At 39.5% G+C, this 20,856-nt stretch carries 26 protein-coding genes; 18 read left to right on the plus strand and 8 right to left on the minus strand.

What is annotated here, in order from left to right; translation table 11 throughout:
• The first annotated feature begins 33 nt into the window (after positions 1–33).
• The 3 genes from DK846_RS18225 (at position 34) to DK846_RS00270 (ending at position 1,179) form a co-directional block, all read left to right on the plus strand.
• The gene (locus DK846_RS18225; RefSeq protein ID WP_394339591.1) at positions 34–225 is read left to right on the plus strand and encodes a winged helix-turn-helix transcriptional regulator; all 192 of its coding nucleotides are present in this window, start codon (positions 34–36) and stop codon (positions 223–225) included.
• A gap of 11 nt (positions 226–236) precedes the next feature.
• Positions 237–488 (plus strand): winged helix-turn-helix transcriptional regulator, encoded by a 252-nt coding sequence (locus tag DK846_RS18230; RefSeq protein ID WP_181391548.1) that lies wholly within the window; start codon positions 237–239, stop codon positions 486–488.
• Between the two features lie 157 nt (positions 489–645).
• Complete coding sequence (locus DK846_RS00270) at positions 646–1,179, plus strand: Hsp20/alpha crystallin family protein (RefSeq protein WP_109966921.1); 534 nt, start codon at positions 646–648, stop codon at positions 1,177–1,179.
• A gap of 529 nt (positions 1,180–1,708) precedes the next feature.
• Here DK846_RS00270 and DK846_RS00275 read toward each other — a convergent pair.
• Together DK846_RS00275 and DK846_RS00280 are read right to left on the minus strand one after the other, a co-directional pair.
• Positions 1,709–2,053: a hypothetical protein gene (locus DK846_RS00275; RefSeq protein ID WP_146201081.1), complete on the minus strand. Its 345-nt coding sequence runs from the start codon at positions 2,051–2,053 to the stop codon at positions 1,709–1,711.
• Between the two features lie 305 nt (positions 2,054–2,358).
• Complete coding sequence (locus DK846_RS00280) at positions 2,359–2,784, minus strand: hypothetical protein (protein WP_109966923.1); 426 nt, start codon at positions 2,782–2,784, stop codon at positions 2,359–2,361.
• A 244-nt stretch (positions 2,785–3,028) separates the two neighbouring features.
• Between DK846_RS00280 and DK846_RS00285 the strand changes: the two genes are divergently transcribed.
• A complete protein-coding gene (locus tag DK846_RS00285) occupies positions 3,029–3,553 on the plus strand; it encodes a GrpB family protein (protein ID WP_181391549.1) in 525 nt (174 codons plus the stop codon).
• A gap of 254 nt (positions 3,554–3,807) precedes the next feature.
• Positions 3,808–5,529: a histidine kinase N-terminal 7TM domain-containing protein gene (locus DK846_RS00290; RefSeq protein ID WP_109966925.1), complete on the plus strand. Its 1,722-nt coding sequence runs from the start codon at positions 3,808–3,810 to the stop codon at positions 5,527–5,529.
• A 373-nt stretch (positions 5,530–5,902) separates the two neighbouring features.
• Here DK846_RS00290 and DK846_RS00295 read toward each other — a convergent pair whose 3' ends face one another.
• Complete coding sequence (locus DK846_RS00295; RefSeq protein WP_109966926.1) at positions 5,903–6,568, minus strand: TetR/AcrR family transcriptional regulator; 666 nt, start codon at positions 6,566–6,568, stop codon at positions 5,903–5,905.
• 158 nt (positions 6,569–6,726) lie between these two features.
• On the opposite strand from DK846_RS00295, the gene DK846_RS00300 reads away from it, so the two are divergent.
• Together DK846_RS00300 and DK846_RS17490 are read left to right on the plus strand one after the other, a co-directional pair.
• The gene (locus DK846_RS00300; RefSeq protein ID WP_109966927.1) at positions 6,727–8,334 is read left to right on the plus strand and encodes an amidohydrolase; all 1,608 of its coding nucleotides are present in this window, start codon (positions 6,727–6,729) and stop codon (positions 8,332–8,334) included.
• A gap of 48 nt (positions 8,335–8,382) precedes the next feature.
• Positions 8,383–8,520: a hypothetical protein gene (locus DK846_RS17490; protein WP_181391550.1), complete on the plus strand. Its 138-nt coding sequence runs from the start codon at positions 8,383–8,385 to the stop codon at positions 8,518–8,520.
• A 384-nt stretch (positions 8,521–8,904) separates the two neighbouring features.
• On the opposite strand, the gene DK846_RS00305 is transcribed toward DK846_RS17490, so the two are convergent.
• Entirely contained in the window at positions 8,905–9,459 is a 555-nt protein-coding gene (locus tag DK846_RS00305) for a flavodoxin family protein (RefSeq protein WP_109966928.1), read from the minus strand.
• Positions 9,460–9,595: 136 nt separating this feature from the next.
• Entirely contained in the window at positions 9,596–10,030 is a 435-nt protein-coding gene (locus DK846_RS00310; protein ID WP_109966929.1) for a MarR family winged helix-turn-helix transcriptional regulator, read from the minus strand.
• Between the two features lie 285 nt (positions 10,031–10,315).
• Here DK846_RS00310 and DK846_RS18235 point away from each other — a divergent pair, with 285 nt between their 5' ends.
• From DK846_RS18235 to DK846_RS17930, 3 genes are all read left to right on the plus strand, one after another.
• Positions 10,316–10,429 carry a hypothetical protein gene (locus DK846_RS18235; RefSeq protein WP_394339590.1) on the plus strand — a complete coding sequence of 38 codons (114 nt, stop codon included), beginning with the start codon at positions 10,316–10,318 and terminating at the stop codon, positions 10,427–10,429.
• A gap of 241 nt (positions 10,430–10,670) precedes the next feature.
• Positions 10,671–11,090, plus strand: coding sequence for an aldo/keto reductase (locus tag DK846_RS17925; RefSeq protein WP_245926413.1), 420 nt, complete (start codon positions 10,671–10,673; stop codon positions 11,088–11,090).
• A 29-nt stretch (positions 11,091–11,119) separates the two neighbouring features.
• Entirely contained in the window at positions 11,120–11,662 is a 543-nt protein-coding gene (locus DK846_RS17930; protein ID WP_245926414.1) for a 4Fe-4S dicluster domain-containing protein, read from the plus strand.
• 159 nt (positions 11,663–11,821) lie between these two features.
• Here the strand turns inward: DK846_RS17930 and DK846_RS00325 are convergent, their stop codons facing one another.
• Together DK846_RS00325 and DK846_RS00330 are read right to left on the minus strand one after the other, a co-directional pair.
• The gene (locus DK846_RS00325) at positions 11,822–12,871 is read right to left on the minus strand and encodes an ABC transporter substrate-binding protein (protein ID WP_109966930.1); all 1,050 of its coding nucleotides are present in this window, start codon (positions 12,869–12,871) and stop codon (positions 11,822–11,824) included.
• A 398-nt stretch (positions 12,872–13,269) separates the two neighbouring features.
• Complete coding sequence (locus DK846_RS00330) at positions 13,270–13,611, minus strand: winged helix-turn-helix transcriptional regulator (protein ID WP_109966931.1); 342 nt, start codon at positions 13,609–13,611, stop codon at positions 13,270–13,272.
• A 101-nt stretch (positions 13,612–13,712) separates the two neighbouring features.
• Between DK846_RS00330 and DK846_RS00335 the strand changes: the two genes are divergently transcribed.
• The 4 genes from DK846_RS00335 (at position 13,713) to DK846_RS00350 (ending at position 17,202) form a co-directional block, all read left to right on the plus strand.
• Positions 13,713–14,549 (plus strand): nitroreductase family protein, encoded by an 837-nt coding sequence (locus tag DK846_RS00335; RefSeq protein WP_109966932.1) that lies wholly within the window; start codon positions 13,713–13,715, stop codon positions 14,547–14,549.
• Between the two features lie 529 nt (positions 14,550–15,078).
• Positions 15,079–15,603: an isopentenyl-diphosphate Delta-isomerase gene (gene idi / locus DK846_RS00340; protein ID WP_109966933.1), complete on the plus strand. Its 525-nt coding sequence runs from the start codon at positions 15,079–15,081 to the stop codon at positions 15,601–15,603.
• A 17-nt stretch (positions 15,604–15,620) separates the two neighbouring features.
• Positions 15,621–16,256: a flavin reductase family protein gene (locus DK846_RS00345; protein ID WP_219970590.1), complete on the plus strand. Its 636-nt coding sequence runs from the start codon at positions 15,621–15,623 to the stop codon at positions 16,254–16,256.
• A gap of 283 nt (positions 16,257–16,539) precedes the next feature.
• Positions 16,540–17,202 carry a 4Fe-4S binding protein gene (locus DK846_RS00350; protein WP_109966934.1) on the plus strand — a complete coding sequence of 221 codons (663 nt, stop codon included), beginning with the start codon at positions 16,540–16,542 and terminating at the stop codon, positions 17,200–17,202.
• Between the two features lie 43 nt (positions 17,203–17,245).
• Here DK846_RS00350 and DK846_RS00355 read toward each other — a convergent pair whose 3' ends face one another.
• Entirely contained in the window at positions 17,246–17,944 is a 699-nt protein-coding gene (locus DK846_RS00355) for a class I SAM-dependent methyltransferase (RefSeq protein WP_109966935.1), read from the minus strand.
• Positions 17,945–18,416: 472 nt separating this feature from the next.
• On the opposite strand from DK846_RS00355, the gene DK846_RS00360 reads away from it, so the two are divergent.
• The 4 genes from DK846_RS00360 (at position 18,417) to DK846_RS00375 (ending at position 20,729) form a co-directional block, all read left to right on the plus strand.
• Positions 18,417–19,223, plus strand: a complete 807-nt coding sequence (locus tag DK846_RS00360; RefSeq protein ID WP_109966936.1) for a hypothetical protein — start codon at positions 18,417–18,419, stop codon at positions 19,221–19,223.
• Positions 19,224–19,366: 143 nt separating this feature from the next.
• Positions 19,367–19,924, plus strand: coding sequence for a hypothetical protein (locus DK846_RS00365; RefSeq protein WP_109966937.1), 558 nt, complete (start codon positions 19,367–19,369; stop codon positions 19,922–19,924).
• Positions 19,921–20,499, plus strand: a complete 579-nt coding sequence (locus tag DK846_RS00370; RefSeq protein WP_109966938.1) for a DUF2178 domain-containing protein — start codon at positions 19,921–19,923, stop codon at positions 20,497–20,499. Before DK846_RS00365 ends, DK846_RS00370 begins: the two co-directional genes overlap by 4 nt.
• Positions 20,500–20,510: 11 nt before the next feature.
• The gene (locus DK846_RS00375) at positions 20,511–20,729 is read left to right on the plus strand and encodes a helix-turn-helix transcriptional regulator (RefSeq protein WP_109966939.1); all 219 of its coding nucleotides are present in this window, start codon (positions 20,511–20,513) and stop codon (positions 20,727–20,729) included.
• Positions 20,730–20,856 lie beyond the last annotated feature (127 nt).

Raw genomic sequence — 20,856 nt, forward strand, 5'->3', positions numbered from 1 at the left:
AGAATTGCTTCAGATAATATTCTTGAGCATGAGATCAGGCAGAAAATTTTTCAGATTGTCTGTGATAATCCAGGGATAAGTTTTTCAAAGCTTGGGCAACATTTAAAAGTCAATGAGAGTACTCTTCGATATCATATCGCCAGAATAGAAAAAAACGATGCATTACTGCATATGAATCGGGAAAATCACATCATTTTTTTGAGAGTCACCATGCGTATTCCATAGAAGATAAGGAATTGTACTCCCGTTATTCGTCAGGACTTTCAGGGAGAATTTTTCACCAGGTCAGTGAATGCCCCGGGATTACACGAAGAGAACTTGCAGACAAGCTCGGAGTGACAAGTCCTACTGTAACCCGGGCTGTTCGAAATATATATAAAGAAAATTTTATCATTCTGGTCAGGAAAAGAAAATGTATACCGCATTTCCTTTCACATAGTGAATGCAACATGGGGAGAGATAATCCCTGTTTAATTAAAGACAATTAATCTAGTTTTTTTTGAAAAGAAGATGTTTCATTCAATTATGGGACAATTATTGATGAACTCCGAATGACTCCCGATAAGACGGAGTCGTTATCCCATCACCAATAAATTTTATATATTATTAAACACTAACTTAAAGTATACATAGGAGGGATTACCTATGAGCCTATTCAAAAAAGAAAAAGGAACAGAAATTACTCCCTCAAGACCTGGATCTGCGATATCCATGAGGGATCGAAGAATCGACTTCGTTGATGATTTTGACTCTATCTTCAATGATTTTCGTCAGTCATTTGATAATTTAATGAAACCATATTTCCCGGTTGAGTTCTTTCCCCGTGAGATGATGGATTTCCATCCGGTGAAATTTGCCCCATTAGATCTTGTCGATGAAGGAGACCATTATAGAGTTCAGGTTGAACTTCCGGGAATGTCTAAAGAAGATGTTGAAGTAAATATTACTGCAAACAGGCTTCAAATTCAAGCACAAAAGGAATCTTCAACAGAAAATTCAGATACAAATTACCTCCATCGTGAAAGATATTCTTCTGTGTGGAGGCGAGAAGTCAGTTTCCCTGAGGAAGTGTGCCCGGACAAAAGTCAGGGAACTATGAAAGATGGCGTATTGGAGTTAAACATCCTAAAAAAGGAGCCAAAAACCAAAGATCAATCATATTCCATTAAGATAAATTAAATCTCAATTTTTCCCCCTTTACCTCACCCTGATCCCGGATTTCCGGGATCTATTATTTAGAATACTGATTTCTGATATTCACAGTATAAGTTCTACACCTATTCCGGTTATCGATGTGATCTATACCGGTATCTCATATCTCTCAAGGTTTTTTAGGGTTATTTGTTGCCCAGATATCAAAAAAGTAGGATACCAGACTGAAGGTAGATCAGTAGTATACCAAATACATCGTTTGTGATATGCTCAGGGTTTACCTTCGTTATCGGTTCATAGACAGCCATTAGTGATCAACCTGGCAACCATAGGATGATATGATGGATTAAGTCATCCATAGGTATCAATGAAATGATGGGAGATGATGTATTTACATTCCTGACAATTCTTTAACCAATCATTCTTGGGTATAATCGGGAGGATATACGAATATTTTTATTTAAAATCAGTTATACATCGTTTTATATCTGACAATACAGTAAACACATTAAGACTGATCATCCGAAAAAAGAAGGCCTGGAATAATGACCTAAATCTATACTGTTATGGAGCTTTCCTTAGATCCGAATATATTACACTGTCCGATTACATCAATGACCGAACCTGCTGATGCATTAATAGGATATACGTACGTGAAAACGTCCACTGTTGGCTGTGAGGTATAATTTTCATTGAGTACTTCTTTGCCATCCATAGTAACTTTTACATTTTTTACATAATGTGTCGTAGAATCTGCAACCGGGTGTGTGAATGTTGCAGAGAGATTTCCTGAAGATTTGTCATATGTCAGGTTCAAATCACTGGGAGGATTTGCAGAGACAATTGATACTGTCATCATCAATGCAAGAATGCCCAGAATCAAAAATGTATACTGGTTCATACATGAACATTCAGATAATACTTTATCTACTTGCTGGTTCATGATCATTAAGTGGCATAAACCTGAAATGTATTGATTTGATGTGAATTCTCGCTCTACAATAAACCGGGTTTGAAAATGATAGACAGCAGCTGACGGGGATGAGAAGCTTTTATGTAATGATATTGCCAATCGTTTATTCGCAAAGTTTACCCCAAATAAACAAAGGATACCATTCGTACATATGAATACTCACACGTAGAAAATAGGGATTTCTTTTTTTGTAGACTGTTATCGGGAAAAATCGTGATTTAAAAGGAAAGTACTTACTTTTCCCGTTTTAGAACCTGGTATAATGCAAAGGCATAGTTTGATTCTGCTTTTTTAGTCCCGGTATTGATATAATTAACCATAAGGGTATCCTCATCTGTGATATGTGCGATATAGGTTCCTCCACTTGAATCAACAATATATACTATTTTTTCATCAGGACTGATACTACCAGCCACCGGTTCCTGAACCAGTTTTGTGGAGTCATTAAAATAGTTCGTTCCTGAAACAAGGTTACCATTCTGAGTGAGAGTCCAATAGTCATCAGTAGCTGAAGAGTTCAAGGATTCTCCTGAATATCTGAAACCTTCAATCGTTTGTTGAATCCACTTTCCGGTCAGATTCATGGGAGAATCAGCACAGACTGGCCCAATCCCCAGTACAAGAAATACACCCAGCACAAGAAGTACGTTCACTTTCATATCAATGGGATTTACCTTCGTTCAGAAAAACTTTATGCAGGTACACAATATTGAGTTTTCTCGAGAGACAGCGGTGAACTTTTTCCTCATCAGGACTTTAACAATCGATATACCCTCTCGATGTCAGGTTTACCATGATATCCCAATCAATCAACAGGCTTTCCCGGTTGAATGTTCGGCCGCTAAATCCTCATATATATCTTAATTATATCATAATGAGAAATTATTGGTACATTTCACAGATATGAGAACAATAACAATAGTCCAGGCAGATCCCAGGTGGGAAGAGGAATTTTCAAAGATCAAAGCGATGATATCAGGGCATATCGGAGATCTTATCATCGGGATTGAGCACGTAGGGAGTACTTCAGTTCCCGGTTTGAGAGCAAAACCCATTATCGATATTGATGTGGTTATTGAGGATATGACCTGTTTTCCGGCTATAATAGAACGCCTTAATCATGCAGGATTTGATCATGAGGGAAACCTTGGAATAGAAGGACGGGAAGCATTCAAACGAAGATTTGACGATGGATTCATGCCCTATCACTTGTATGTCTGTCCAACAGATAGCAAAGGATATCGTGAGCATATCGCCTTTCGGGATTATCTCCGGTCACATCCTGATGCTTCCAGGGAATATGAAAGAATAAAACAGGGGTTGGCAAGGTTATATCCGCATGATATCGACAGGTATCTGAGTGGGAAGAATAATTTCATTAAGGAGATATTGAAGGAAGCGTTGTATGGAAACGAGAAGGACATTTAAATCGTATTTTGGATAAACAAATGAGTTCTTACTATTTATTAATCGAAAAGCAGGTCATTCAACAGGTTTGGATTACTTTGTTTCTTCTCAATAAAATCTAATTTTTTACCTATCCCAAGAATTGAAAACAAATTTACTTTTTCATAGCCTTTCATATTCACAACGTAAATTATCAATTAATTATATATATTAATGCCAATCGTTGACATAATAACAATATGAATTGCTAGGTTTTTTTAACATATTGGTGAGTAATGACTATCAGTGTTTATACAATATCGCTGGTTTTTTCAGCTGTAGTGACAAGTCTTATTTCGGTTTTTATATGGAAATATCGGACCTGCCGGGTTAGTCGTGAATTCGTCCTCCTTCTTGTAGCTGTTAGTTGGTGGTCCGCTACTACTGCGATGGAAACACTTGTCCAGCCCCTATATCTCAAGTTATTTTTTACAACAATCTGTTATTTAGGAAGTCAGTTTTCTCCGGTTCTCTATCTCCTTTTTGTTTTAAAATTTACTCAAACTGACTCGCATCTCAATATCAAATCTCGATATCTACTTTTTGTGATACCGTGTATTTCATTTTTTATGGCTGCAACAAATGGATTCCATCACCTTTTGTGGTCATCAATTACATTAACCGAATCTGGATTTGCAGGGATATATGTTATTTATACGCATGGTCCATGGTACTGGATCGAATGGCTCTACAGCATCGGTCTGTTACTGGTAGGGATTGTGGTACTCGTTTTTACTGCCTTTCGTTCTTCTCACTTTTTTACAGTGCAAAGCAGAATTATTCTACTATCCTCACTGATTCCAATTGTTGGATGTTTTGGATATGCAGTATTCTTTTCTGAATTAGAGGGCATAGATCCTACTCCCCTGCTCTTTTCATTAACTGGAATCTTTATGGCGATTGGAATAATAAGATATTCTTTTTTAGATATAGTTCCAATTGCACGAGATCATGTTCTCGAATGTATGGCTGAAGGGGTTCTGATAATTGATAACGATAATAGAATTATTGATGCTAATCCATCTGCATGGAAATATCTTCAGAGAGCAAAGCCTGCAATTGGATCAAGCATCCAGGATATATTTCCGGAATGGTACGCCAGATACAGTGTAGATAAGAGAGAATCAGGCACACTTTCTATTTCCGGAGAAAATAATAATAAATTTTGGCTTTTGTGGTCTATCTCTACTATTAATGATATTGAAGAATGTTCTATTGGTTCGTGCCTGATAATCAAGGACATTACTCAGCAGTATGAGGCAAACGAAAAAATAAATGCCCAGACATTGCATCTTGAAAACCTTACACAGGATCTGATTAATGCAAATCGGTCACTTCAACTGATGACAGGTATTACCAGGCATGATATTCTCAATATGATTTCTGTTCAACGAGGGTATATGGAGATTGCAATGAAGGATAAGACAGTTGAATCATATGCTCATGCAGTCCACATGTCTTATAATGCATCTCTGGAAATACAGGGATTAATTAAATTTACACAGGAATATCAGGATATTGGTGCAGTTCAGCCTTCTTGGATGAATCTGGCATTATTAATTCAGGATCAAATTAGATTCTTTAATAATGACAATATTAATCTGATTACTTTCATTCCTGCTGATATCGAAATTCTTGTTGAACCATTATTTGCCAAAGTATTCTATGTTCTTATTGAAAATTCTTTGAGACACGGCCAGATGTTGACTGAGATTATGATTTATTGCCGTCGTGAGAATGACCTGATTATTTATTATGAAGATAATGGGGTTGGAATCAGAAATGAAGATAAAGTAAAAATATTTAAAACAGGATTTGGAAAAAATACCGGCCTTGGATTATATCTTGCAAAGGAGATTTTAATGGTGCATGACTGTTCAATTATTGAAACCGGGATTCCCATGTCTGGGGTTCGATTTGAAATCACCATTCCAAGTAATCGCTGGAGAAAATGTTAATCTGATACAATAAAGCGGTATATTTTCCTGTGCGACAGTTCAGATCATACAGATGAAGCAGCTGTTCAGGAAAAATCCTTCGAGTTTTCGAATAGATTAGTATCTCCGGGGGGTAAAAACTCGATAAATTCATATCTAAAAAAAAATAATTACATGTGAACAAATCCTCATCATAAACATAGATTGTAATGTATTGAACTTAGCCTGAAGACTGAATTGCTGAATAAAACAGAATATCTCCTAAAAGAAGACCGTATCCATTTCATAGAGGATTTTTCTTGGAACCATTGGTACCAATTATGGTTCCACCCACTTTGATGGATTACATCTCCATAAAGTTATTCCAGACTTTGTTTACTTCTGATGGCGTAACCTATTCATGAGATATCGTATGTATAATCCTTTCACAGTCTTCTTTCCATCTGCACTCTGTACAATTCATCTTTTCTTTCTGTTCTTTTGTAAACAGTAATTCGTATACATTTTTAAGCCAGGTATCCCTGAGTTCTTTCCTATCAACACCGAGGAGAGATTCAAGTCTCATTCCGTTGAACAGGGCAATCAGGGTAAGTGCAAGATGATGGGGATCAATATCGGGACGAACTACTCCCTCATCCCGAAGAGCAGTATACCTTCGGGTAATATGTTCAATCTCTTCTTTCATCCTGGCACATGAGAAGACCTGAAGATCTTTTCTTCGAAATGACATGGAAACGATGTCAAGATAGAGCGATTGATATCCCAAATCCTGGTCAAATACAAGATCAAACAGTTCAATCCAGGAGTTAACCGGACAGTGATTCTCTCCGTTCTCGGCAATTTTATTACGATATTGTGTCTGCCCGTCTTTCGCACTTTCAATAATGAGTTCATCTTTACTTGTAAAATAACGATATAGCGCCGGTTTCGTGACCTCAAGCCGTCGTGCAATCTCTTCCATGGTGGTATTACAATATCCTTTTTCGAGTAATACCTCTAAACCAGCCTGAATTATTCTTTTTTTTGCTTCATCCCGATATTGAGTGATAATCTTAGCCATTCCAGTCAAAGCGTTTCGTTGGTAAGATAATAGATGTTGCGATCATTCACTTCAGTTACCAATAGGTAACTATTATTAGTACGAGTAACAAGATTCTGTACCCAACTGATTCCTCTCCCGTAATGAGGAACAGAACGTGCTAAGGGATATGATTCCATATGAAGACACAAGAATTTTTATCAAAAACCCCATGTATGGCTTTTTCTGGTGGCAGAATCCTGACAATGAACAGATCAGAACCTGAAGTTCAGGCTATCATTTTTCAAAATGGGAAAATTCTGGCTGCTGGTCAACGGGAGATTATTCAATCATACGAGAATGTAACAACCATCGATCTGAAAGGGAAAACCCTCATTCCCGGATTCATCGATTCTCATATTCACCTCTCATTTGGAGCATTCCTTCCAGAGTGGGTCGATCTTCATGGATGCTCTTCAAAGGAAGAAGTCCTTTCAAAAATGAAGATGTATGCTGATGCTCACCCACAAACTGAATGGATAGTGGGATTTCCCTGGTTTGATCTCCATTATGGCGGATACGATATTTCCAGAGAAGAACTCGATGATGCAATCGCTTCAAAGCCTGCGATCCTGATTCATACCTCGTTTCATACCCTGCTTGCAAATACTAAAGCATGCAACAAGGTAGGAATCAATCAGGAATCTCAGGATCCTGATTCAGGGATAATTGAAAAACGAGAAGATGGTGAAGTATCAGGAGTACTTCTTGAAGCAGCATGTGTCCCGGTTCTCGCCCAGGCATTATCCATCTCTACCCGGAGATATGCAGACCTGATTGAACGTGCAGCCCGGGATCTTCACCGCTTCGGGATTACCGCAATACATGATCCTGGAGTGACACCTGATACAGAAGCTGCATATCGTCTCCTGCATGCAGAACAGAGACTTCCAGTATCAGTTCTGATGATGCCACACGGAAAAGCCCTGCTTGATAACAGTATCGGGGATCGCCTTGATGGCCAGCCATTTGGCTGTGGAGATGAACAACTCCGGGTAGGACCTGTGAAAGTATTCGGTGACGGAGCAACCCAGAAGACAACCGCCTTTTCATTTCAGATGGGTGACCATACCATCTCAAGCGGAGAATACCGGAATGATTTCCAGACAACTCTTCTTGAAGCTGTACGACACGGGTTCCAGGTATGTGTTCACTGTGTAGGGAACCGAACAGTAGATGCAGTCCTTGATACATTCGAATGTGCGAAAAAAGAGAGCCAACCCGGATTTATCCTGCGTCCCAGGTTTGAACATCTCAATCTATTATATAAGGAGCAGATTTCCCGTCTCGCTTCCATGAATTGTTGTGTTTCGATTCAGCCACAATTCCTCTCCCGGGCAGGAAAATTGAACCAGTTTCCAATAACCCAGGGAACCTGGTTTGCATATCGTGATCTGATGGAAAATGGAGTACCTCTTGGGGGCAGTAGTGATTATCCCGGAGGATTCATGGATGGAAGGGATGTTATAGCCTGCATCAGTATGGGTGCAACCATGAGTGACAGGAAGGGAAATGTTGTCTCTTCTGACCAGATTATGCCATTTGAAGAATGGCTCTGGATTTATACTGCCGGTAGTGCATACGTTGGAAACCAGGAGCATGAGCGGGGAATGCTTGCTGAAGGGATGGTTGCTGATTTTGTTATTCTGGATGGACCATTAGATCCTGTATCTCCACCGGTAGTTGCAGAAACATGGATCAGAGGAACCCGGGTTTATTCTAGAGATAACGAAAACCTGGAGATGTAATGGAAATACATCCCACACGACAGGAAGAATTGTATCAGAGATGAAAAAATGAATATCAGGATGAGAGGAATGCTCCTCGGTTTGATACCGGTACTGATCATGTCACTTGTGCTTGTTGGATCTTCCGGTGATCCAGGCTGGAAGATATCCAGGATTTTTCTCTGCGGTTGTAAGAATTTAGCATGATCAGGGTCATCATGTAATATCACACAGCCTCTATCTCCCAAATATCAAAATTACATGCGACTTACTACATGTACTGAAGATGTTGAATAAAACATACCCATGGTATGAAGCTGAACTGAAGAAGAACTCTATTTTTATAAAAAATATGCAATTTGTTTAAAACATAGAAAAATTAACCACAGAGGTTACAGAAAAACGTGGATATACACCGGGGTTTATCATCCGGGCCAGTGTTATGCGGGGAGATGACCCGAAGAGAGGCTGATTATGGGAATACCGATCACAGGTAGGACCTGCAGGGCAGAATACAAAGAGAACAGACCTCCAGCTGGACCCATTCAGAGTTATCTTCCTTATGGCAGGCTCTCAAATCAAAAAGAAAGATTATTGTGCCAGGGATTTACCAAGCGACTCAGCTTTCTGAATAGTTTCAGTGAACTTCGTGATATCATCAGGTGCGAAGCAATGGTTCTGCCAGACAAAGCCGGCATCAGCAAATCCCAGGAATGAGAATATATGTTTCGCATATTCATTAACCGGGTTGACAGCCTCTGCACCCATCCCACCACACGTCAGGGCCACTACGAATTTCTTCCCTTTTGGAAAATCTGTGGAGAAGTCTGATTTAAGGAGAGAATATAACCGGTCAATGACTGGATATGCCTGGGCATTCAGACGTCCCCAGTACACCGGTGAACCAAAAACAACGGCATCAGCAGTTTCAAGTTTGCTGACGAGTCCTGCAAAATCATCTTTCTGGACACAGCCATTACTCTTCTTGCAATCGTTACAGCCAATGCAGGGCTCGATGTTAAGATCGCAGAGCCGTACAAGCTCAGTCTTTGCACCGGCCTTTTCCGCACCGGAGAGGATATGTTCGACCAGTGTCTGGCTGTTTGCACCCTTTCGGGGGCTGGATGCTATTCCAATGATCTTCATTGTTACCTCAATAATAATTATAATTCAGGCTTTTGGGGAATTTTCCGGAATTACCTGATTGTAAAATAGTTAGACATTTAATTATTTAATTATTCGGAATAAGGTCCCGACGATGACCAAAGTAGATCATGAGAGTTCACTCCAATTTCGGAAATTCATCGTAAACCTTCTGAAGTAATCTCTCTAGTAATTCAGATTCCTCATCAGAAAGACCGCCATAAACTGCTTTCTGGAGTTTTTTGGAGACATAAATAAATACCGGCTTGAGGCTTTCTCCTTTTTCTGTAAGTGAAATATATGTAACCCGATTGTCGTCCGTGCTTTTCTCTTTTTTCACATATCCTAACTCAACCAGTTTATTGACAAGGACCGTTACATTGGGTTTGGATCTGTGAATCTTTGTAGCAAGATCCTTCATGGTACAGCATTTTTCTAGATAGAGAAAATGCAAAATATCGCCATGCGAGGGAACTATACCGGTGATCCCGTGTTCTTCAAGTTCATGGACAATCAACCGGTTCGCTTTTTCCCGTACCCGGCTGATGAGCGCGATAGCATTGCCCTTACTCATTGTCAGAATTAGTTAATCATTGAACTTTTTTTAAGTATCGGATCACAGCCATTTCCTCCTGGCTCCCGAAAACCTGAAAAATCCCGATTGGAAGAAACGTAACTATTAACCTATCAAAGGGAGGAATACCAGGATATGATAAAAAAGCGGATGTATGTCTGTTCAGTTGAGGCGGAAATGGACATAATCGGTGGGAAATGGAAACCACTCATCCTCTGGGAAAATTAAAGACGCACCACTCCGTTTCGGGAAATTCAGGAAAAACTGCCAAATATTTCCCAGAAAATGCTAACCCGTCAACTCAGGGCTCTTGAAGAAGATCGCCTAGTTTCTCGTACTGAGTTTCCCGGGATGCCACATCACGAGGACAGACCATCATCCCGCACCTCATGTCACTAAAAGACTGGGCAAACGAGGAACTGGCAGACCAGATCAATGAAGGCGGTTAATCGCTCTTGCTGACATTTTTGTCCATGATCCCTATTTACCTCCTCAAGGTCCTCGCAAGATAGAGAAAGGTGAAATGATGCTGTACAGGAAGTTCCCACGGTGCAGGCACGATATCTCGATCCTCGGTTTCGGGTGCATGAGATTACCCACCGAAGGGGATCAGCAGGCCGGAGGAAAAGTCGATGAGTAGATGGCAACTGATATGATCCGTACCGCCATTGATGGCGGAGTAAATTATATCGATACAGCCTACCCTTACCACAACGGTGAGAGTGAACTTGTTGTCGACAGGGTTTTTCTGGCCACCAAACGGGAGGAGATGGACCGGTTCCTGGACGAACAGCTTTCCCGGCTTGCTACTGATCATATCGATTTCTATCTCCTCCACGGGCTCAGTGGCGAAACATGGGAAAAACTTTCCCAGTTGGGCGTTCTTGAATTGCTTGACAGTGTCAGAGCAGACGGGAGAATCCGATATCCTGCATTTTCTTTCCATGACCTGTTCCCGGTCTATAAGGAGATAGTCGATGCTTATGAGTGGACATTTGCCCAAATCCAGTATAATTACATGGACGAGGAGAATCAGGCTGGCACTCAGGGTCTGAAGTAGCATCTGAACAGGGTCTTGGTATCCTCGTCATGGAACCGCTCCGGGGTGGCCTCCTTTCTGGGGACGTTCCCATAATCCACCAGTATATCCGTGACGCCCTAGTCAGCCGAACCCCGTCTGAATGGGGACTCCAATGGGTCTGGAATCACCCGGAAGTCACGGTTGTACTTTCAAGTATGTCAGACATGGAACAAGTCAGGGAAAACCTTGCCAGTGCAGAACAGGGCCTGCCGGGTTCTCTCTCTCCCGGAGAACTTGCTGTTGTTGAAAAACTGTGTGATACGTTTGCCTCCCGGATGAAGATCCCATGTACTGGCTGCCGCTATTGCATGCCATGTCAGAAAGGAGTCGATATGCCCCAGTGCTTCGAGTATTATAATCAGGCATATGCCTTCGATGCACAAGAAAAAGCAGCCGGCGTATACCTCTGGGCTCTAAATGGTACTTTTTCAGGGGGAATACCCGGGTATGCCTCATGTTGTGCCAAGTGTGGAGAGTGTGAGGATAAATGTCCCCAGGGACTTCCTATACGAGAATATTTAGAGGAGGTCTCGGATTTTTTCGGAAAATAATAGTACGGTTTTTCCAATCTGTTAAGAATTCAATTTATGAAATATAATATTATGAGTAATTAGAGGGTTGATGATTCAATGAAGATCATCAACACCATTGTAGTTTCATCCGGCTCTCGGAGGTAAAAGGAGAGTCTCTCCTTTTTTACTCTATAATCTTTACGAAGTTGGCGGAAGGGATTTTAGAATCCGGTCAGTTTCGTTATCTGTTAAATCATAACCAAAGAATTTACTATAAAACTCCTTTAATTCAGTTTCCATACTAATATCTTCAAATTTATCAGGATGAAGCAGCTTTGCGAGCCAGATCAATTGTAATATCTGTTGTTGGCCTCCATCCCAAAACATCACGCCGGTAGGACTGATAAAAACCTGTTGTTTTTTAACTGCAGTTAATTCTGAAAACGCAGGATCACTCATCATATTTGATAACGTTTCATCTGGTGGTTTTGAAGTTGAACTTGCCCTGCAGTGATCAATAATAATGTAATCAGGATTCCATTGTGATAACTGTTCCATGGAAATATCTGATCCAAACCCTGCTGAAAGGTTTTCAGTGACACTCTTTCCACCGGCAAGCCGGATTTCTTCAGAGATGTCTGAGTTGATCCCTGCTGTTTCAAGAGGTTTTTGAATTGCAAAATAAACCGATGGTCTGTTATCTTCTCCAATATCTGAAGTTCTGCTCTTCACCATTGCAAGTTTTTCATCGAAATATTTAGCATATTCATCTGCTTTGAGTTTCGCATCGGGTCCAAGTGCCTTTGCGTAGATTTGCAGTTGCGTCTTGTCATCGGTGAACTTACTTGATGAGGGAAGAGAGACAACAGCAATTCCGGCTTCTGTCATCTTCTGAACAACAGCAGAATTGTTCCAGAAAAAGATCAGATCTGGTTTGTTTTTCAACAATTCTTCTATATTCGGATTATTTGCATTGGAAATGATAATCAGAACATCATTGAGATGTTTATAAATAACATTGGACCATGGCCATGCGGTCTTATCAACGTCAGCAGTCATGGTAATTTTATTCTCATCACCAAGGATGACAACTTTTTCGTATGATGGATTAAAGAGACATCCTATTGACGACACATTACCGGGAATTGAGGTACTGCTGCTTTCTGCCGAGCAAATACTCACCGCAAACAAACAAATGACAATTCCAAGTAAATAGTAGGGATTACTACGAACTATTATTTCTTTCATAAGCCAAACACTTCAGGTTGCTTGAAATAATTCTTATTTCTAAAACCTCTTTTTTCGATATTATAGTCCTTCACACATTCAACTTAATTTCAAATTGAATTCAATCAAAATGTAAAAGATTACAACCAATAATGTAAATATGGATTCTATTTACACAAGTAGATTGTATATGTAAAAATATAAATTTAATTAATTATTAATAAAATATGATGGAATCCATATTCCACCAAGTGAATGAAGCATTAAAACTGATACATTTGACCATGAGTTGTGTCCAGATTATATCGATGAATATTTGAATAAGCAAAAGTCGTCCATTAAGCGACTCATGACAGAGATTCTGTATCTACATCCAATATAGATTTTCAGAACCGAGGGTTTTCATCATGAAAATCGCTTTATTCTTTTATTTTCATATATCCCCGTCCCCATGCACTAATAGCATCAAGGACAGGAAAAACAGTCTTTCCAAGATCGGTTAACTCATACTCTACCCTTGGGGGAATTTCAGGGTACGCAGTTCTGGTGAGCAATCCATCTGCTTCCAACTCTCTCAAATTCTGTGTAAGTACTGACTGGGTAATACGGGGTATACTCCTCTGTAGTTCAAGAAATCGAAGAGAACTTTTGCGCAGATGCCAAAGGATCTCTGGTTTCCATTTTCCCCCGATGATAGAGAGATAGGTATGTATTGGATAATCAACGTTGTTATCATCAATTATTTTTGATTTTATTGCCATTTCGCAATTAGTATTGAATAAAGTACTATATAGGATTGAGGGTACTGGTATGTTTTTCATCCTATCAGACCATTTTAATGTGATCCAGAATTGGTGAAATCATGCAGGTTAATTTTTCTATTGATAGTGATCGATGTAACCGTTGTGGTATATGTAGCAATGTATGTCTCTCTTCAATTCTCATCCAAGATCCAATAACCAAAATCCCAACAGTTGCATCAGATTACAAGGTGTTCTGTACTACATGTGGACATTGTGAATCTTTTTGCCCACAGGGAGCCATTAAAATTGAAACCCCTGAAGTCGAGCCGTTCCAAGGTTCCTCTATTGACCGGAAGGTTTCGCCTGAAACAGTAAAATCTTTGATTGTATCCCGAAGAACTATCCGACATTTCCAGGATAAACCTGTCTCACATGATCTCTTGATCAATCTCCTGGATATTATCAGATATGCACCGAGCGGGTTTAATCTGCATCCGGTTGAGTGGATGATCGTGAAAGACCCCGCTGTGATCCAGAAGTTGTCATCAGCCACGATCGATTGGTTAAGGTCTCTACAGGAAGTCAATACACCAGATGAATTCGCTCCACTCCTACCGGTGATATCAAAAATTATTGCGGTATGGGAGTCTGGAGAAGATCCTGTCTGTTATCATGCTCCGGCCCTTATCATTGCCCATGCTGATACGACAATTCACAGTGCCGGATATGATGCCATCATTGCACTCAGTTACCTGGATCTTATCGCCCAGGTTTATGATCTTGGAACCTGCTGGGCCGGTCTATTGCAAATGGCTTTATCTGGTTCGCCTGATGTTCTGGGTTTAATCCCGCTTCCCCAGGGTCACACACCACATCATGTTCTGCTTATCGGAAATCCACGATATCAGATATATCAAATCCCAAAAAGACCTCTGACCAGGATATCAGTCGTTTAATTTTTTAAATTCCTTCTATCATGTGAAAACCGAAGTGTCTTAAAAATTGAATGGCAAACATTAATATAATACAATTTTTACTTAATTCAATTGTCTTTTTAATCAATTCATTTCCATTGAGGAAATTACACAAATATGGTAATTTCTTATTTTTCTATTAATTTTCTATAATATCATCAGTTACCTCCAAGTACCTAAGTGTAATAGAAGTTCGTATTTTCAATAAGTACCCGAAAGATCAACAATAAGCAAGGACTCTGGAAGGTACCTAGGTTCCCCTTCAAATGAACCCAGGGAGAACTGTAGGTTCTGGTTCCCTGAAGATTATTCCAAATGGAGCACATGCTGTTATGCAAAACATAATAATTTGATGTAATGGAAGTGAAACAAAGATTAATTCTAAACGTGTTATCTAAAATCACTTCATAGTATTGAGCAAATGCTCTGGATAGTTCCAGAGCATTTTGTATTAAATTATAACTGGTCAGAATAGAACAGAACATTCGTGGAGGATAATCCAGGGTAGTTAATGACAGAGATGCTTATTCTCGTGGATAGACACGATACAGAAATCGGGTATGCGGAAAAGATGCAAATCCATCGTGAAGGAAAAATTCACCGTGCATTTTCCATCATTATCTACAATTCACAAGGGGAGATGCTTCTTCAGAAAAGGGCGTCATCGAAATACCATTCAGGAGGATTATGGACAAATGCATGCTGTGGTCATCCGAGGGCTGGTGAGGATTTATTATCCTCGGCTCACAGGAGGTTGAATGAGGAGATGGGATTTGAATGCATATTGAAACCGCTATTCAATTTTCTCTATGTAGCCCACCTGGATAATCAAATGATCGAACACGAATTCGATCATGTCTTAATTGGAGGATATGATGGATGTATTCATCCGGATCCTAATGAGGCAGAAGATTACCAGTGGATCTCTGTACCGCGTATTTACGAAGGGATCGTTCTAAATCCTGAAGTTTATACGATCTGGTTTGTGATTTTGATGAACAAACTAAAAAATCACAGAATCTCCACAAAATTATGAAATCAAAATCAGAACTAATGAAAAAAAGTACAGGATCTCCATGTGGTACAAGAATAAAACGTTGTGAGAAAGAGGAAACAATCATGGAAAAAGTAATGATAGGAAAAATGCCAGCAGGAGCATTTCCAATTATTGTTGTTGGCAGTATGGTAAATGGAAAACCGAATTATAATACACTTGGCTGTTATGGGCTTATTTCCCCGGCACCCCCGACCGTTTACATCAAATCCGTGAAGCAACATTATACAAATGTCGGTATTCGTGAATCTGGATGGTTCAGTGTGAATCTTCCCTCTGCCGACCAGGCCAGGAAAACAGATTACGTTGGGCTTGTTTCCGGTTACGACACAGATAAATCAGATGCGTTTACGCCGTTTTTCAGTTCTGCAGGAAATGCCCCGATGATCGAGGAATGCCCGGTAAATATCCTCTGTAAAGTAATCCAGACAGTCTACATGCCTACTCAGGAGAATGCAGAGATCTTTATTGGTGAGGTTGAGGAGGTTTACATTAAAAAGGAATGTATGATTGACGGGAACATCGACCTGAATATGATTAAACCTCTTATGATTACAGGTACTCAGTATATTGAGGTTACCGGTACACCAGCAGGTGCCGCATGGAATATCGGTAAAGAATTGATAGAAAAATAAGTCTCCACTATCATTCAATAATCATTGCAGTAATTATACCGTAAATATAGGATCTCCATTCTAAAATATCCAGGCAGGCGTAATCACTGTACAGATTACTCCTCATAATCTCTGGTTGGGACCGGTCTGAAATTACTGAAATGTGATGAAAGGAATTGAAAATCAGGGGATGGCACTAAGTTTGAGACCTGACTGACAGTGTAGAAGTAAAAAAACCTTTCACGAACAGACAATATGAATTCAGGAAGTTAGGGACATTGAATACTGATGCTGATAATTGCCCATGGATGAATTTCTGCAATCATATGTAAAAAAGTACGAACAATGGCGAAATGACAGGGATTTTTCCGTCTCATCACGGGTTATCTCTGTTAATGAGGCTTTTTTTGGTAGTCAGCGAATCCTTGCCTTGGAACAGGTAATACAAGTTTTCAAGGACTCCCAGGAATTTGCTCTGGCCGAATGTCACTGCAGGGTACAGTATGACAGGTGTAACCGACCAAGGGAGACCTGTCTTCTCATCGATGATGCAGCAGTCCGGGCGCTTGAAAAGAAAAAAGCCCTACGAATTACCCTGGAAGAGGCGAGGATGGTTATAAGGCAGGCTAATGTCCATGGTCTCGTTCTCATGACCTATTATCTACCAGGAAAAAGGATTAATGCAATATGCTGTTGCTGTCCCTGTTGTTGCCACGATCTTCAGCTCCTGCTACAGTACCATCGTTCGGATCTAGTAATAGGTTCAGATTATATCGCAGAAACCGACACAGATCGTTGTATATCATGTGGTATCTGTGTCGAACGTTGTATTTTCAGAGCCCGGACCATGCAGGATAGTCATTTTACGTATGATCCCACGTTATGCCTAGGATGTGGTCTTTGTGTTTCGGTATGCCCGGAACAGGCGACATCTATGGAATTGAATCCGCGATGTGATATGATCTGAACATATCACGGTTTTAATTATTTTACATCATCAACACTATTATTCATTTTTGCACAATCACGTTCCATTTCGTATACGGAAACGGATTTGTAAGGTGAAAATCAGGTTCTGTCTCCAGGTACGAGTAAACCTGTTCGGCCAGAATTACGAATTTCCATGCTTTAAATAAATCCCGGAGATCCCTTTCATCAAAATAATGGTGAGGAACTCCTGCTTCAAACCCGTCGTTTTTTACGAATGTATTCTGTTCTATCTCGCATCCCTGGCCGTAAGCTCCACCTTTGATGGAGAGCAGTGTCACCATGAACAAACCTCCACGTACCAGATTATCGTAAACATGAGCAACAGATTTTGTTATTTTTTCCCTGGTATTGTGATGTAAGGCATCCCAACAGAGGACCCCATGAAAGTGTATACCATAATACGGATTTACAGTCATATCAGCGACTTTCAACTCTGCCTTTAGGCCATTCCCGTCAAGCCATTTTTGAGTATGGTTGATCCCGTTTTGTGCAATATCACTTCCGTAAACCAAATGATGCATTTGTGAGAGTAGAACGGTATGTCTTCCAGCACCACAGCACAGGTCCCATAGAATGAGGGGTCTATCCGGAAAAATTCCTTCGAGTTTTCTAACGAATTTGTAGACTTCGGGTTGGGGTAAGGATTCAATGAACCTCTCATCAGAAAATAGTTCATTCCATGTTGCCATATGAGGGGTAATAATGAGACAGACAGGCATAAATTCCTTGACCCGTTTCAGAACCGAAAGATGTGTTTTCTTAAAAAGGACCTATAGTAATGCCAGATCTATCTTACAATAACCACAAACTGAATTGGAATATATCTTAAGAGGTTGCCGGTTTCGTTTGAACCAAACATATGCGAACAGTATTACTATGCCGAGCATTAGGTTTTAAACGAACACCAATTCATCCGGTTGTATGAAATGATCTGTTATTAGATTATAGTATAATTAGTAGACGTTGTATGGAATTTTTCTGTTCGATGGTCTAATAATAACGATCTCATTGAGATACAATCAAGACTAACCAGGAATCTTTTTCCCATTTGGGCTATCCTTCATGTATCGAGTATAAAAAATAATAGAATGACCTTTTTTCTGTGAGACATGCTCATGCACACAGAATTGTGCATTATGCCAAATTTTTTATACATACAGTGCCTATGAGAACATAGTATAGGTGCCCTACATGAAACTACAAACTGGAATTATCCTGGGACAGGTAATACTGATAATGTCACTATTTATCATATCTGTGAGTGCGGAACAGGCAGATAATCCGAGTATTACCATTAACGCTGTTCAGTCAATTAATATCGGAGATCTTCTTGATTTATCAGGAAATACTACGTTGCCAAAGGATTCTCACCTTTTAGTCAGTCTCAATCCTGATAATAATTGCTCAAATTTTTGTACAGGTTCAGGAATAAATACAATGGTTTTTGCCGGACAGAATGGATATAATTTCTGGTCTGCAGCAATGGATACCTCTAGTTTTGGATATGGTAATTACCAAATAAATATAACCCAAATTCTAAATTATACACCACAAGGTATTATATTTGGTAATGCATCAGCAACGCAAACAATTTTCATGAAAGGACAAGTCCTTATTGACAACACCACAAATAAACCAAACCAAAACATCACCGATGGATATATCTCCCTGAATACGATCGATCCAAAGAAAACAGGAGATAAATTCCTTATTCGCGGTTCAACCAATCTGCCTGTTGGTACTAATGTTCTTTGGGAAATTGGTCCCGATCAGACTCAGGTATCCCCTCAGTATTCTAACGAATATACATACCTTTCATCTAATTCCATGGTTGTAAAAGGTGATGACACATTAAACAGGGTATCACATGCCATAGATACTATCTCATTTAAACCAGGTATGTATAATGTTACCTGCTCCATAGACATAGGTAATCTTTTGACAGGTGAATGGAAAAAAGGAGATATTCAAGGTAACACTCAATTTATCCTGGAATAATGAATTGATATACCAGATATGAATCCTAAAATACTATATTAACTACTTTTATGTATTCATAGATGAAAATAGACAAAAGGAATTTCATGTAACTTAAGGAATTCATTGTCTGAAATTTCCGGATCCCTTACAGAACACCAGGAATGTCAGTAAAAAGAGTATACAAATCTGTTGCGATCGGAGCAACCGTTATTCTGGTTTTAATTGGTGCAATAATAGTATTATCCACCCTTTTTTCCACAACTCTTCCTGACAGAACAGGTGACATTTCTTTATCATATAATGAAACATCATCAGATACTCTCCCAAATACCCCGGATTCCATTTCATCTCTATACATCAGTCTTGATCCAGTGAAAAATATTCATACTGGAGATCAGATCGTGGTTTCAGGAGTTACAAATTTACAGCCGGGCAGTATTATCAGTCTTAAAATTACACCAGCTTTTGCAGAAAGAACAGATGATTCTAATTCGAAAACTACCTTTAAATCCTTTTTAGGTCTTATGGGATCAATCCGGGTTTCTCCTGATAATGAACAAGTCCACCATTGGTTATGGGTTGCCAACAGTTCAGATCTTTCTCCGAACTTATACGAGGTTACCGCTTCATTCATATGTCCTTTTTCTAATTCAAATAAAATTCCAGGGGTAGTTTTTTCAGGAACATCCAGGTTTACCCTGACACAACGATCAGTATGAAATACATTCATTATTTGGTGTGGATTATTGGAACTGCAATTCTGGTAACGATGATGGTAGGATGGTCAATTATATCAGGCCTTATCTGGATTCCGTTAATTATTATTCCTCTGGCAGTAATTGTGTGTTATACAGGTCGTAAGATAGTGACTCCAATCCTGGATGATGAACTAAACCAGCGTATTCAGGGAGATGCTGCGATGAGGACCCTTGAGGTTCTATTTGTTACAGGCATTATTATTATTTCCATCCTGTTTTCTCTCTCAGTAAGTTCAGCATATACCCCAAAAATCAATGGACACATTGTTACCAATGATGATAGTACCCGATCAATGTCAGTGACCATTCAATATCTGAACCCGTTGGATATCTCACATTCATCTTTGAGATCATTTTTAATCAAGAATATCGAAGCTATGACATACCAGGAAGCTGGATCTTATGCAACATTCTGGCAGGAAGGATTGCGACCGCATTATGATTATGATCTGATGGCTAGAATCGGAGGATTTCTTTTAATATTTCTTCTTTTAGTCTATGGTTCTTTTTATTTATACTACCGTCGAAAATACTAGTCACATTCAATATGAAAAACAGAATAAAAGTCCTCCGGGCTGAGTATGATATGACCCAGGAGACTCTTGCACAGTTAGTCGGTGTTACCCGCAATACAATAATCTCTATAGAAAAAGGGAAATATTATCCCTCTTTACTCATTGGATATCGAATGGCACGAGTTTTTGATGTGGATATTAATGATATTTTTACCTATGAAGAAGGTATTGACGATCTTCAGTCAGAGTAATCAATGGCTCATTAATTGTCTTGGTTTTCTGGATAAACCATAAATCGCATGTTCATCAGGAATAATGGAAAAAAATTCTTACAGTATTATTATGTAAAGCATATTTTTTGTAATCATCGAAGTGAAA

It is taken from the genome of Methanospirillum lacunae (assembly GCF_003173355.1).
GTDB classification, from domain to species: Archaea; Halobacteriota; Methanomicrobia; order Methanomicrobiales; family Methanospirillaceae; genus Methanospirillum; species Methanospirillum lacunae.